The organism is Kibdelosporangium banguiense, from assembly GCF_017876405.1.
GTDB classification, from domain to species: domain Bacteria; phylum Actinomycetota; class Actinomycetes; order Mycobacteriales; family Pseudonocardiaceae; genus Kibdelosporangium; species Kibdelosporangium banguiense.
Map to the genome: position 1 here is coordinate 6,390,465 of NZ_JAGINW010000001.1, position 13,631 is coordinate 6,404,095.

Sequence of the window (13,631 nt, forward strand, 5' to 3'; positions counted from 1 at the left end):
AGGCACTTTCAGTGAGATTGTCGCATAGGTGGTCGAGGGCGTCCGTCCGGTTCGATGAAGAGAATCTCGTGTCGTGCGCGGGGTTGGTGCCGGTGATGGCACTGGCCGAACGGGCCAGGATGTCGCAGCTGGTCACGGAGAAAGTGGAGATCACGAACGCGCCGATCCCGTCGACCGGAGCGAACCCGGCGGGGAAGGTCGCCGCGATCGTAGCCGGGATGGTCGCAGGCGCGGACTGTATCGATGATCTGGATGTGATCCGCCACGGCGGAATGAAACGGCTGTTCAGCGGGGTGTACGCGCCCTCGACGCTGGGATCGTTCCTGCGGTCGTTCACCCACGGCCACGTCCTGCAGTTGACCGCGGTGCTGCGTGCGATGCTGGCCACGCTCGCCACCACAACGCCGGTGCTCGCAGGGGTAGAGCAGATGACCTATGTGGACATTGATTCGCTGCTGCGCCGTGTGTATGGCAAGAAGAAGCGGGGCGCGCGGTTCGGGCCTGCGAAGGTCGGTGGCTACTCGCTGCTGTTACGCGGGTTGTCGCCGCTGGTGGCGACGATCTCCAGCCCGCTCGCGGCGCCGCTGATCGCCGCGATGCGGCTGCGTGGTGGCAACGCCGGCTCCGCGCGGGGCGCGGCCGGTCTGCTCGCCGAGGCCTTGAACACTGCGAAAGCGGCCGGAGCACGGGCAAGGATCCTGGTGCGTGCCGATTCGGCCTACTACGCCGGCGCCGTGGTGTCCGCCGCTCGCCGCGCGGGCGCCCGATTCTCCATCACCGTGACCCACAACCGTGCGATCCAGGCCGCGATCGCGACCATCCCCGCCGATGCGTGGATCCCGGTGCGCTACCCCGGCGCGGTCGAGGATCCCGACACCGGGGAGCTGATCTCCGATGCCGAGGTCGCCGACACCGGGTACACCGCGTTCGCCGGGACCCGCCACGAGATCACCGCGCGACTGGTGGTGCGCCGGGTGAAAGACCAGAACCACACCGACATCTTGTTCCCGGTCTGGCGCTACCACGCGTTTCTCACCGACACCACACAGTCCACCGTGGACGCTGATCTCACCCACCGACGCCACGCGATCATCGAAACCACCTTCGCCGACCTCATCGACGGCCCCCTGGCACACCTGCCCTCCGGGCATTTCGACGCCAACGCCGCCTGGGCCGTCTGCGCCGCGATCAGCCACAACCTGCTGCGCGCCACCGGATCGCTCGCCAGCGTCTTTCACGCCACGGCCCGGGGTGCGACCCTGCGCCGCCACCTCGTCTGCGTCCCCGCCCGTCTGGCCCGGCCCCAAGGCCGCGACATCCTGCACCTGCCGCAACACTGGCCCTGGGCCGATGCCTTCACCGGCCTGCACGCAGCGGCAACCGGCCCACCACACGCCGCCTGACCACCACCAATATCGCCTCACCAGGCCCGACCGGAGAACACCACGTGGACACGCTGGACAAGCCAGCCGAACCCACACGCCCCGAACCAAACGCCAAGATCAACAAGCCATCCAAGATCCACAACAAAACCAATCGGTGGATTCAGGCTAAGCTTCCGGCCGTGTCATACATACCAGCCGTAGTGCTGCTGGCCGTCGGCTTGGTGGTCCTGGCTCTTGTGCTCCTCAAGGTGGCAGGTGCCGCGCGGCGGCTCGTGGTCACACGCGGACACGTAAATGCTGAGGTGGGCAGGTCGACCGGCTTTCTGAAAGCCCGGATGGCCGCGTTGCGGATCGCTGTGCGTGACCGGCGGCGACCCAGGACGATCGAGAAGTCCACGGAAGCGTGATGACAGGTAACATGCAGATGAGTTGGGCGACGCGTCAGGAGGAGTCCTGTGGGTAACCTCGGACCTACCGAGCTGATCATCATCGCGGTGGTGATCATCCTGCTCTTCGGAGCCAAGAAGATGCCGGACATGGCCCGGTCCCTGGGCCGGTCGATGCGCATCATCAAGGCCGAGACCAAGGGCATGAAGCAGGACGGTGAGGAAGGCGTCCCGCCGGTCACCGCCACAGCCACCACCACGACTGCGACCCCGGCTCCCGCAGCCCCGGCGCAGCTGCCGGAGGCCAGGCCGGTCGACCCGGTGCCCGCTCCCGCGGCACAGCCTGCGGCGGCGCAGTCGGACGTCGAGAAGATGCAGAAGCAGATCGACGACCTGCAGGCGCAGCTCAAGAGCACCAGCAACAACCAGGCCGCTCCCACCCAGGCACCCAAGAACGCCTGACAATAAAGAGAGACGGTTCGCACGGTGGCGCGTGATCCGCACCGCCGGGAGTCTCGGCGAGCTCGAAGCCGCAGGCACAATCCCGACGGCACGATGAGCCTGAGAGATCACCTGTACGACCTCAGGCACCGGCTGACCCTGGCCATTGCCTTCCTCGCCGTCGGAGCCATCTTCGGTTACATCTGGTGGTCGTGGGAGATCTGGTCGCACGGCTCGCTCAGCAAGATCATGCTCGAGCCGTACTGCAGCCTGCCCGCGTCCGCCCGCCCGCCGGGTGAGTGCACGTTGCTGCAGACCACGCCGTTCGAGGGTTTCCTGGTTCGCCTGAAGGTCGGTCTGGGCGCGGGCGCGGTGCTGACCAGCCCGCTGTGGCTGTATCAGATCTGGGCGTTCATCGCGCCCGGCCTGTACAGCAAGGAACGCAAGTTCGCCCGCCGCTTCGTGCTGTTCGCCTCGGTCCTGTTCGTCGCGGGTGCCTTCCTGGCTTACTACGTCGTTCCCCAGGGCCTGGCCGTGCTGGTCGGCTTCGGTGGCGACGTGTTCACCACGTTCTTCAAGGCGGACGACTACTTCTCGTTCGTGCTGGTGATGCTGCTGATCTTCGGTATCAGCTTCGAGTTGCCGCTGGTGATCATCATGCTGAACCAGACCGGGGTGCTGCCGTACGAGAAACTCAAGCGTTGGCGGCGTGGCTTCGTCTTCGGCCTGTTCGTGTTCGCGGCCATCGCCACACCGGGTACCGACCCGTTCTCGATGGTGGCGCTGGCGGTCGCGATGGTGGTGCTGTTCGAGGCGGCGGTGCAGGTCTCCCGGATTCACGACAAACGCAAGGCCAGACGGGATCTGGGCAGCGAAGAGGACTACTCGAATCTCGACGACGACGACGTGTCCCCGCTGAACCTGGACACGTCGCCGGAGGAGCCCAGCCCGGCACCCGCCGCACCGAAGGACAAGCCGGGCAGTAGCTACGACGACGTGACGTGATGCGGGCCGCGCTGGTTGTCTGCCCGGCCTCCGGGCTGGGCGCCGCGGCCCGTGTCGCCGGCTCGGTGTCGGCGGCGTTGCGCGAGTCGTTGGACAGCCTCGATCAGTACGTTCCGCAATCCGCGGCGGAAACCGACGCGGTCCTCAAGAAGCTTGTCGACGCGGGAACAGAGGCGGTTGTCGTCCTGGGTGGCGACGGTGCCGCGCACGCGGCTGTGCAGGCATGTGCCGAGACCGAAACCGTGCTCGCGATCGTGCCCGCGGGCACGGGAAACGACCTGGCCAGGGCGTTGGGACTGCCGAAAGACCCGGTCGAAGCCGCCAGGGTGGTGGCCACCGGCCTGGCAGGCGACCGCCGGAAACGCATCGACCTGGGCAAAGTCGAGGGCGGCGGCTGGTTCGCCACCGTGCTCTGCGCCGGATTCGACTCGGCGGTGAACGAACGCGTCAACCGGATGAGCTGGCCCTGGGGCCCACGCCGCTACGACATCGCGATCGTCGCCGAACTGGCAGCCCTCAAACAGGCACGGCTGATCGTCCGGACCGAGTCGGAGACGCTCGAACTGGCCGCGAACTCCGTCGCGATCGGCAACACGCCCTACTACGGCGGCGGAATCCCGGTCTGCCCGAAGGCCGACCCGGCCGACGGCACCCTGGACGTCACCGTCGTCGGCAAGGCAAGCCGCCGTGACCTGGTCCGGATCCTGCCCAGCCTGCGTACCGGCGCCCACATCGACCACCCCGCGGTGAGCACGTTGCGGGCCAAATCGGTGAGCGTCGCCGCGGACGGCGGCTGGATCGGATACGCCGACGGGGAACGAGTCGGCCCGCTGCCGCTGGAGATCCGCTGCGCACCCGGCGCGATCAACGTCATCGCAGCTCAGGCCTCTTGAGCAATCAATGCGACGACTGTCGTAGGTATTCGTTACTGTAGTCGTGTGGCCGCACGCCCTTCGCGTACGCCGGCTGAGGCTTACCAGGCGTCCAGGCGCCGCGCGGAAAGCCCCGAGCTGGCCGAATTCACTTCCGTGCTCTCCTTTGAGCTCGATCCCTTCCAGGTCCAGGCGTGCGAGGCGCTCGAAGGTGGGCACGCCGTGCTCGTCTGCGCCCCGACCGGCGCCGGCAAGACGGTGGTCGGCGAGTTCGCCGTGCACCTGGCGCTCGCCGAGGGCCGCAAGTGCTTCTACACGACCCCGATCAAGGCGTTGTCGAACCAGAAGTACGCGGACCTGACCGCCCGGTACGGCGCGGGCAAGGTGGGCCTGCTGACCGGCGACACCTCGGTCAACGGTGACGCGCCGATCGTCGTGATGACGACCGAGGTCCTGCGCAACATGCTCTACGCGGGGTCGAACGCCCTCAAAGGCCTCGCCTACGTCGTGATGGACGAGGTGCACTACCTCGCCGACCGGTTCCGCGGCGCGGTGTGGGAGGAAGTCATCCTGCACCTGCCCGAGCAGGTCCGGCTGGTGAGCCTGTCCGCGACGGTCAGCAACGCCGAGGAGTTCGGTGAGTGGCTGGTCGAGGTCCGCGGCGACACCACGGTCGTGGTCGACGAGCACCGGCCGGTCCCGTTGTGGCAGCACATGATGGTCGGCCCGCGGATGATGGATCTGTTCGCCGGTGAGGACCCGCAGGGCGATGTGGCGATCAACCCGCATCTGGTGCGCCGCATCGAGGAAGTCGGCCGGATGCACGCCTGGCAGTCGGTGCCGGGGCGCGGCCGTAACCGCAGGCCACCGCAGGCACGCTCGAGGTTCAAGCCGCCGTCGCGGATCGACACCATCCAGCGCCTCGACGCGGCCGCGTTGCTGCCCGCGATCGTCTTCGTGTTCAGCCGCGCGGGGTGTGACGCGGCGGTCGTGCAGTGCGCGCGTTCCGGTGTCCGGCTGAACACCGACGCGGAGGTCGTGGAGATCCGGCGGATCGTGAACGCCCGGACCAGGGACCTGCCCGAAGGCGATCTCGGTGTGCTGGGCTACTGGGAGTGGCGGGAGGCGCTGGAGCGCGGTTTCGCCAGCCACCACGCCGGCCTGCTGCCCGCGTTCAAGGAGACCGTCGAGGAGCTGTTCGTCCGTGGCCTGGTGAAGGTCGTGTTCGCGACCGAGACCCTGGCGCTCGGTATCAACATGCCGGCCCGCACAGTCGTGCTCGAACGTCTGGTGAAGTACAACGGCGAGGCCCATGTCGACCTGACCGCGGGGGAGTACACGCAGCTCACGGGCCGTGCGGGTCGCCGTGGCATCGACATCGAGGGCCACGCGGTCGTCATCTGGCAGCCTGGCGTTGATCCCAAGCAGGTCGCAGGCCTGGCGTCGACGCGGACCTATCCGCTGCGGTCGTCGTTCAAGCCCGGCTACAACATGGCCGTCAACCTCGTCGCACGCCTGGGATCCGACGCGGCGCGAGGTCTGCTGGAACAGTCGTTCGCCCAGTTCCAGGCGGACCGGTCGGTGGTGGGTGTGTCCCGCCGGATCGAACGCAACCGGGAGGCCCTCGCGGGTTACGCCGAGTCGATGACCTGCCATCTCGGCGACTTCACCGAGTACGCCGAGCTGCGGCGCAAGCTGTCGGACCGGGAGAAGTCGCTGGCCCGGCAGAACTCCTCGGCCCGCCGGGCCGAGGCGGCGGCTTCGCTGGAACGGCTGCGCAAGGGCGACGTCATCGCAGTGCCCAGCGGACGCAGGTCCGGGCTCGCGATCGTGATCGACCCGGGCCTCGATCCGATGGGCGACCCACGGCCGCTCGTGATCACCGAGGACCGTTGGGCCGGCCGGTTGTCGGTGGCCGACTTCCCGCAGCCGGTCGAGGCGCTCGGCCGGGTCCGGTTGCCCAAGCAGGTCGACGTCCGGTCGCCGCGCTCCCGCCGTGATCTCGCGTCGACGTTGCAGAACACCGGAATCAGCGTGCCCACCCGCAGCAAGCGCAGGTCCGGGCCGGACGACGACGCGGACCTCGCGGCGCTTCGCCGTGCGCTGCGTCAGCACCCGTGTCATGGCTGCCAGGACAGGGAAAGCCACGCCCGGTGGGCTGAGCGGTACCACCGGCTGCGTGCGGAAACCGAGCAGCTGGAACAAAAGGTCGCCGCGACCACCCACTCGCTGGCCCGCAGTTTCGACCGCATCCGCAAGCTGCTGACCGAACGCGATTACCTCGCGACCAACGGCAGCGACGAGGTCACGCGGCACGGCCGCCGGTTGTCCAGGCTCTACGGTGAGTCGGATCTGCTGGCCGCGGAATGCCTGCGGCACGGCGTATGGGAGGGCCTCGGCCCGGCCGAGCTGGCGGCGGTCGTGTCCGCCCTGGTCTACGAGGCGCGCCGGGATTCGCCCGTGGAGGCGAGGGTCCCGCAGGGCGCTGTGACCGAGGCACTCGCCGAGACAGCCCGGCTGTGGGCGGAGCTCGAGCACGACGAACGACGGCACAAGCTGGACCGAACGAGGCAACCCGACGCGGGATTCGCCTGGCCGGTCTATCGTTGGGCACGCGGCGAGTCGTTGGAGCGCGTACTCACCGCGGCCGAATCGGCCGGGGCGGAACTGACAGCGGGCGACTTCGTACGCTGGTGCCGTCAGGTCATCGACCTGCTCGACCAGATCAAGGAGGTACTGGGCTCCTCCTCGGAGCTCGGTGCGACCGCCGCACAGGCGGTAGCCGACATCCGGCGCGGCGTAGTCGCGGCGGGCACGTCATGAACAATCATCGGCCACGGCTCGGACAAGGTTGCCGGGCCGAGTGGGGAAATCACGGCCAGCTGTGGTTTGATCGCGCGGAATGGCTGCACCAGAACACCGGAGGCAAAGCATGAGCAGCCCGTACGGGCCCGGCGGAAACGATCCGCAGCAGTGGGGGCAGCAACCGCAGCAACCGCCGCAGCAGCCCTACGGTCCACCGTCCGGTGGCTTCCCGGCCCAGCCTGGTGGGTATCCCCAGCAGCAGCCGGGACAGCAACCGCAGTACGGCGGATACCCCCAGCAACCGCCGCCGCAGCAGCCGACACAGCCGTACAGCCCGCAGCAGGACCCCGGCAGCGCCGGTTTCCCGCAGCAGCCGCAGTACGGCCAGGACCCGGCCAGCGGCGGTTTCCCGCAGCAACAGCAGCCGTATGGCCAGCAGCCGCAGTACCCGGGCTACGGCCAGCAGCCGCAGCAGCCGTACGGCGGCTACCAGCAGCAGCCCTACGGCCAGCCGCCGCCCAAGAAGAAGTCGAACGCGGGGCTCTGGATCGGCGTGGTCGTCGCGGTGATCGTGGTGGCCGCGGTCGGCGTGCTCGGTTTCGTGACGCCTGGCTTCTTCAACAAGAAGGTGCTGGACCAGAACGCCGTGCAGGCGGGCGTGGTGAAGATCCTCAAGGACCGCTACCAGGAGGAGGCCACCGACGTGAAGTGCCCGGCCGACCAGGAGGTCAAGGTCGGCAAGAGCTTCACGTGCGATCTGAAGGTCGGCGGTGAGGCCCGCACGGTCACCATCACCATCAAGACCGAGTCGGACGCCCAGTACGAGGTCAGCCAGTCCAAGTCGAAGTAGCACGAGCGGTTTAATTCAGTCGAGACGGCGAAGCCGGCCTGCCATGATCCATGGCGTGACCGACTTCGCCGTTCGTGTGCTCACCGAAGATGCTGAGATCCGCGCCGCCCATACGGTTCTGGCAGTGGCGTTGCACAATCCGCCGCTGACCGACGAGCGTTGGAAGCAACTCAAACCCACGTACGCGCCCGAGCGGTACTTCGGTGCGGTGACTGATGTGGGCGTTGTCGCGTCGACCTACATCTTCGATTCGTCAGTCGTGGTGCCGGGCGGCAACGTCGTACCGATGGCAGCGGTGTCACGTGTCGGTGTCCGCGCTGACTTCACCAGGCGTGGTGTCCTGACCGAGCTGATGCGTTTCCACCTCGCCGACGCCAAGGCACGCGGGCAGATCTTCGGCGGTCTGCATGCCAGTGAGGCCGTCATCTACGGTCGTTTCGGTTATGGCGTAAGCACATCCGCCCGTCATCTCAGGCTGCGCAGGGCTCGTGTCCGGCCGGGGCTGCCGCGCGAGGGGCGGATGCGGATGCTGGGCGCCGAAGAGGCGGTGGCGCTGATTCCGGTCCTGCACGAACGAGTCGGGTTCGGTCGGCCGGGCACGATGAGCCGCGGCCGTGACTGGTGGGCGACCCAGTTCGACCGGACCATGCGTGGCGACGAGCCGTACCAGGTCTACGTGCACAGCGGCCCGGACGGCGACGACGGCTACGTGATCTACGAGTCCATACGGAACGACAACACGGACAGCATGGACCACGGCGCGGTGATCCAACTCTGGGAGTTGTGGGGCACCACCCAGCAGGTCCGCAACGAGCTCTGGCAGTTCATGCTGGGCATCGACCTGGTCAGGGAGATCCAGGCGTACAACCAGCCGCTGGACGAGGGCGTGGAGCTGTTGCTGGCCGATCCGCGGACCTGCCACACGAACGAGCTCGACGACGAACTGTGGCTGCGTCTCATCGATGTCCCTGCAGCGCTTGCCGCGCGGACGTACGGCGACGCTGATCCCGTTGTGCTGTCGGTGAATGACGCGTTCCTGCCGGAGAACTCCGGTACATATCAGGTTTCCCACGACGGTGTTTCGCGAACTTCCGAACCTGCGGCGTTCACTGTGGACGTTGACGTGCTCGCGATGATGTACCTGGGCGCGTGGCGGCCGACGGCCCTTGCCGCGGCAGGCCGGCTGCAGGTCAACGACCCGCAGGCGCTGTCCCGGGCCGACAGGCTGTTCGCCACGGACACCGTCGCCTGGTGCGGAACCGGGTTCTGATCCTACGTGTCCGTAGCGCGATCGGGTTAATCCCGATTCGCGCCGGGCCGGTCGCGGCTTTTCGCCGATACTCTCTGCGCGACGCGTGTTCGAGCGGGAGGTTCCACGTGACCGGTGCGGCGACGGAATGGGTTCCGACTGGTGTCGACGAGGAGGTGCCCAGCGCCGCGCGTGTGTACGACTACCTGCTCGGCGGCGGGCACAACTTCAGCGGCGACCGGGTGCTGGCCGAGAACCTGCTGAAGGTGCTGCCCGCCAGGGACATGGCCCGGCTCAACCGGCAGTACCTCGACCGGGTGGTGCGCTTCCTGATCAGCGAGGGCGTCACGCAGTTCCTCGACCTGGGCTCGGGCATCCCGACTGTCGGCAACGTGCACGAGGTCGCCCAGAAGGTGAACCCGGACGCACGCGTGGTCTACGTGGACAACGAATCCGTCGCGGTCGCGCACAGCGAGCTGATGCTGCGCGACAACCCGAACGCCGCCGCGATCCTGGCCGACATGCGTGAGCCGGAGACGATCTTCTCCCACCGGCACGTCCGCCGGCTGCTGGACTTCTCCCAGCCGCTGGGCCTGCTGATGGTCGGTGTGGTGCAGTTCGTCCCGGACGCCGACGACCCGTGGGCGATGGCCGAGCAGTACCGCGATGCCCTGGCTTCCGGCAGCTACCTCGCGTTGTCGGCGTTCACCTGGGACAACGCCCCGGAAGGGATGCGCGCGGCGATCGAGGTCTTCAAGAAGAGCCGCGACCCGATCTTCCCGCGTACGCACGCCGAGCTGATGCGGATGTTCGGCGACTTCGACCTCGTCGAGCCGGGACTGGTCTACACCCCGCTGTGGCGGCCGGAGCGGCAAGGGGAGGCGCTGGACGCCTCCCGCTCGAACCTCTACGCGGGCGTCGCGATCAAGCCTTAGTGGTCGGTTTCGGAAGTCCTTCGGGGGTTGGTCGGGTAGTCAGGTGGGGTCACCAAGGTAGAGACCGCAGGCGCAGTCGAGTGCTTCTTCGGGGCTGCCGATGGGAAGTCCGCTGGGCAGGATCTGGTCCTCGTAGCGGTCGCTGCTGGCCAGGTAGAGCCCGAAGCCCCAGTGGTGGGCTGATCCGCCGTAGCGCAGCCGGATCAGCGGTTGGGTGGTTCCGTCGTCCAGGTGGGCTGTCGCGTAGGCGAACTGGCCGCGGTAGCGCACATCCAGGTCGGTGATCTGCGGCCACCGCGCCCGGGCGTGTGTGACGAGCCGGTAGTGCAGGGAGTGTTTGGTGGACTCGGGCGGGGTGGCCATGACCGTCATCGTGCCGCACTGGCAGGGTGACCGCCGTTGATGGCGGTTGATCATGTATGTGGGGTGGCGATGCCGGTTGTGGTGGCGTGTCTGGTGCGGGTGACCGGTGCCGTGCGTCGGGAGCTGATCCGGCGGGCCCGGGGCCAGAAGACTGCGTATCGGGACAAGATCCGCGCGCAGATCGTGCTGCGGGCCGCCGACCGGCAGACCAACACGCAGATCGCGGCCGCGCTCGGGGTGAGTGTGGACACCGTGCGCACCTGGCGGGGCCGGTTTGCCGAGCACGGCCTGGCCGGGTTGCGGGATCGGCCTCGCTCGGGGCGGCCGTCGCGGTTCAGCGCGGTGCACCGCGCGCAGGTCACCGCGCTGGCGTGCCAACTGCCCGCCCAGGCCGGCGCGCCGTTGGCCCGGTGGTCGTGCCCGGAACTGGCCCGCGAAGCCGTCGCCCAGGGCGTCACCGACGCGATCTCAGCGGCCACGGTGCGCCGGTGGCTGGCGCGGGATGCGATCAAGCCCTGGCAGTACCGATCCTGGTTGTTTCCCCGTGACCCGGACTTCGCCACCAAGGCTGAGCGGGTGCTGGACTTGTATGAACGTCGTTGGCAGGGCAGGAAACTCCGGCCGGATGAGTATGTGATCTCCAGTGATGAGAAGACCTCGATCCAGGCCCGGTGCCGCTGCCATCCGAGCCTGCCACCGGGCCGGGCGCGGATGATGCGGGTCAACCATGAGTATGAGCGAGGTGGGGCGCTGGCTTATCTGGCTGCCTACGACGTGCATCAGGCTCGGGTGTTCGGCCGGTGCGCGCCGGCTACGGGGATCGTGCCGTTCATGGCGTTGGTGGAGCAGGTCATGACCAGCGAGCCGTATGTCTCGGCCAAGCGGGTGTTCTGGGTGGTGGACAACGGATCCTCCCATCGCGGCAAAGCCGCGATCGATCGGTTGGCCCGCCGGTTTCCCAACGCGGTCATGGTACACACGCCGGTGCATGCCTCATGGTTAAACCAGGTGGAGATCTATTTTTCGGTGGTGCAACGCAAGGTGGTGTCTCCCAACGACTTCACCGACCTGGCCGAGGTCGAGCAACGACTGACCGACTTCGAGAAACGCTACAACGCGACCGCGAAACCGTTCCGGTGGACCTTCACCCGCGATGACCTCCACGATCTGCTCGCTCGCATCAGCCAACACGAACAACAGGCGGTCACCGTCGAGCTCCCCGCTGCCGCATGATCAACCTACGAGGAACTTCCGAAACCGACCACTTAGCCGCCGTCAAACCTTGATCGCCGCCAGCAGACGATCGATCGAGGCACCCAGGTCCCAGCGCTCCTTGAGCGCCAGCACCCGATCGAGGTCCGCCGGGGCCGTCGGGACCTTGTCGTCACGGTCCTTCACAACTGGCGCGTCGACCGCGACCGCGACAACGGTCGGCGCGGCCGCGAGGTAGTCGGCCGACGCGAGGATGTTGGTCTGCGCGCGCTTGGGAATCCGCTTGTCGCCTGCCTCGGCTCCGGCGATGAGCGCTTGGAGCGTCCCGAACTCGCGGATCAGCTTGGCGGCGGTCTTCTCACCGATGCTCGGCACACCCGGCAGGCCGTCCGAGGGATCGCCACGCAGGACAGCCATGTCGGCGTAGCGCGGGCCCGTGTCCTCGACCGGCAGGTCGTACTTGGCGGCCAGCTCGGCCGGGCCGATCACCTCGACCTTGTTCCAGCCCCGGCCGACGTACCAGACCGTGGCCGGAGTCGGCTCATGCCGCACGACCTGGAACATGTCCCGGTCACCCGAGATGACCTCGACCGGGTCGGTCTTCTCCTGGTGCACAAGCGCGCCGATCACGTCGTCGGCCTCGTAGCCCACGGCCTCCGCGGTGCACAGACCGACCGCGTCCAGCAGGTCGAGGATGATCGGCACCTGCGGCGTCAGCTTGTCCGGCACCTCCTCCTCAAGGCCGTCGCCCTCCTCGGCGACCCGGTGCGCCTTGTACGTCGGCAGCGCGTTCACCCGGAAGTCCGGCCGCCAGTCCGCATCCAGGCACGCCACCAGCCGCCCAGGCCGCCGGTCGGTGAGAATCCGGGCAACCGTGTCGGCGAACCCTCGCACCGCGTTCACCGACGTGCCATCCGGCGCCGTCATCGAGTCCGGCAGTGCATAGAACGCGCGAAAGTACAAACTGGCCGAGTCAAGCAGCGCTAGCGGTGCGGTCACGGGAGCAGCTTAGGCCGTACGAGGCGGGGGTGACGTCGTGCCACGCACGATCAGTTGCGTGTCCAGATCGACCTGACGGGCGTCGCTCGCGCCCGTGTTCAGGCCGTCGAGCAATAGATCCACTGCGAGCGTTCCGGCCGCTGCGAGGGGCATGGCGACCGTGGTCAACGGCGGTGAGCACAACGCGGCGAACATCAGGTCGTCGAAGCCGGTCACGCTGACGTCCTTGGGGACGTCGATGCCGCGGTCACGCAGACGCGCGAGTACGCCGAGAGCCATGATGTCGTTGTAGGCGATGATCGCGGTCGGCTCGGTCGCCACCGCGAGGTCGCTCGCCTGCAGGCCGCCTTCGTAGCGCGGCGGGAACGGCCCGAGTTCGATGAGCTCGACGCCGTGTTGCTGCGTTGCCAGGCGGAGGCCGCGGCGGCGTTCCTTGTTCGACCAGGATGTCCTGGGGCCGTTGAGGTAGACGAGTTTCCGGTGCCCGAGCGCGACCAGGTGCTCGACGATCTGGCGCATGCCTGAGGCGCTGTTCATCAGGGCCGCGGGCACGCCACGCAGGCGGCGGTTGAGCATCACCAGCGAGGTGATGCCGGCGGCTTCGTAGAGCTGGGTGTCGTCGATGCCGGGGGAGCAGACGATGACGCCGTCCACCTGTTTGGCCATCGCGCGCAGGAGTTGTTCTTCGGTGGCGCGGTCTTCGTCGCTGTCGGCGACGAAGACCGAGTAGTCGGCCTGGCGGGCCCGGGCCTGGACGCCCTTGAGCACGCCGGTGAAGAACGGGTTGTTCAGGTCGGGCACGACTATGCCCAGATTGCCGGTCCGGCCGGTGATCAGGCCACGGGCCGCCCGGTTGGGCTGGTAGCCGAGCTGGGCCGCGGCGCTCAGGACGCGGTCGCGCGTCGTCGGCCGGACCAGGTCGGGTGATGACAGGGCCCGGGAGACAGTCGCGACCGAAACCTGAGCCTCGCGTGCGACGTCGCGGATGGTAACCGCCACCAGGTACACCTCCACTCGTCGCTTTCGTTGATCCTACCGGCCGATGTAACGCGGTACCGGTACCGGGCATCCGGCGCGGCGGTTGCGACGTGCGATGCGTTGACCGCCCGGCTGCTCGGATGGAAACATA

At 67.9% G+C, this 13,631-nt stretch carries 13 protein-coding genes; 10 read left to right on the plus strand and 3 right to left on the minus strand.

The window, feature by feature from the left end:
- Positions 1–11: 11 nt before the first annotated feature.
- From JOF56_RS30085 to JOF56_RS30125, 9 genes are all read left to right on the plus strand, one after another.
- Complete coding sequence (locus JOF56_RS30085; RefSeq protein WP_209642552.1) at positions 12–1,403, plus strand: IS1380 family transposase; 1,392 nt, start codon at positions 12–14, stop codon at positions 1,401–1,403.
- Between the two features lie 161 nt (positions 1,404–1,564).
- On the plus strand, positions 1,565–1,792 hold the full coding sequence (locus JOF56_RS59630; RefSeq protein WP_209642848.1) for a bacteriophage holin: 228 nt from the start codon (positions 1,565–1,567) through the stop codon (positions 1,790–1,792).
- A 48-nt stretch (positions 1,793–1,840) separates the two neighbouring features.
- Positions 1,841–2,233, plus strand: coding sequence for a Sec-independent protein translocase subunit TatA (tatA, locus tag JOF56_RS30095; RefSeq protein WP_209642849.1), 393 nt, complete (start codon positions 1,841–1,843; stop codon positions 2,231–2,233).
- 93 nt (positions 2,234–2,326) lie between these two features.
- Positions 2,327–3,217: a twin-arginine translocase subunit TatC gene (gene tatC / locus JOF56_RS30100; RefSeq protein WP_209642850.1), complete on the plus strand. Its 891-nt coding sequence runs from the start codon at positions 2,327–2,329 to the stop codon at positions 3,215–3,217.
- On the plus strand, positions 3,217–4,110 hold the full coding sequence (locus tag JOF56_RS30105) for a diacylglycerol/lipid kinase family protein (protein ID WP_209642851.1): 894 nt from the start codon (positions 3,217–3,219) through the stop codon (positions 4,108–4,110). Before tatC ends, JOF56_RS30105 begins: the two co-directional genes overlap by 1 nt.
- A gap of 45 nt (positions 4,111–4,155) precedes the next feature.
- The gene (locus tag JOF56_RS30110) at positions 4,156–6,912 is read left to right on the plus strand and encodes a DEAD/DEAH box helicase (RefSeq protein ID WP_209642852.1); all 2,757 of its coding nucleotides are present in this window, start codon (positions 4,156–4,158) and stop codon (positions 6,910–6,912) included.
- A gap of 109 nt (positions 6,913–7,021) precedes the next feature.
- Positions 7,022–7,744: a DUF4333 domain-containing protein gene (locus JOF56_RS30115; protein ID WP_209642853.1), complete on the plus strand. Its 723-nt coding sequence runs from the start codon at positions 7,022–7,024 to the stop codon at positions 7,742–7,744.
- A gap of 55 nt (positions 7,745–7,799) precedes the next feature.
- The gene (locus JOF56_RS30120) at positions 7,800–9,014 is read left to right on the plus strand and encodes a GNAT family N-acetyltransferase (protein WP_209642854.1); all 1,215 of its coding nucleotides are present in this window, start codon (positions 7,800–7,802) and stop codon (positions 9,012–9,014) included.
- Between the two features lie 107 nt (positions 9,015–9,121).
- Positions 9,122–9,928, plus strand: a complete 807-nt coding sequence (locus JOF56_RS30125; RefSeq protein WP_209642855.1) for an SAM-dependent methyltransferase — start codon at positions 9,122–9,124, stop codon at positions 9,926–9,928.
- 39 nt (positions 9,929–9,967) lie between these two features.
- On the opposite strand, the gene JOF56_RS30130 is transcribed toward JOF56_RS30125, so the two are convergent.
- Positions 9,968–10,291, minus strand: coding sequence for a hypothetical protein (locus JOF56_RS30130; protein ID WP_245378152.1), 324 nt, complete (start codon positions 10,289–10,291; stop codon positions 9,968–9,970).
- A 69-nt stretch (positions 10,292–10,360) separates the two neighbouring features.
- On the opposite strand from JOF56_RS30130, the gene JOF56_RS30135 reads away from it, so the two are divergent.
- Positions 10,361–11,524 carry an IS630 family transposase gene (locus JOF56_RS30135; RefSeq protein ID WP_245378153.1) on the plus strand — a complete coding sequence of 388 codons (1,164 nt, stop codon included), beginning with the start codon at positions 10,361–10,363 and terminating at the stop codon, positions 11,522–11,524.
- A gap of 42 nt (positions 11,525–11,566) precedes the next feature.
- On the opposite strand, the gene JOF56_RS30140 is transcribed toward JOF56_RS30135, so the two are convergent.
- Together JOF56_RS30140 and JOF56_RS30145 are read right to left on the minus strand one after the other, a co-directional pair.
- Positions 11,567–12,502, minus strand: a complete 936-nt coding sequence (locus JOF56_RS30140) for a 5'-3' exonuclease (protein ID WP_209642856.1) — start codon at positions 12,500–12,502, stop codon at positions 11,567–11,569.
- Between the two features lie 9 nt (positions 12,503–12,511).
- The gene (locus JOF56_RS30145; RefSeq protein WP_209642857.1) at positions 12,512–13,501 is read right to left on the minus strand and encodes a LacI family DNA-binding transcriptional regulator; all 990 of its coding nucleotides are present in this window, start codon (positions 13,499–13,501) and stop codon (positions 12,512–12,514) included.
- Positions 13,502–13,631 lie beyond the last annotated feature (130 nt).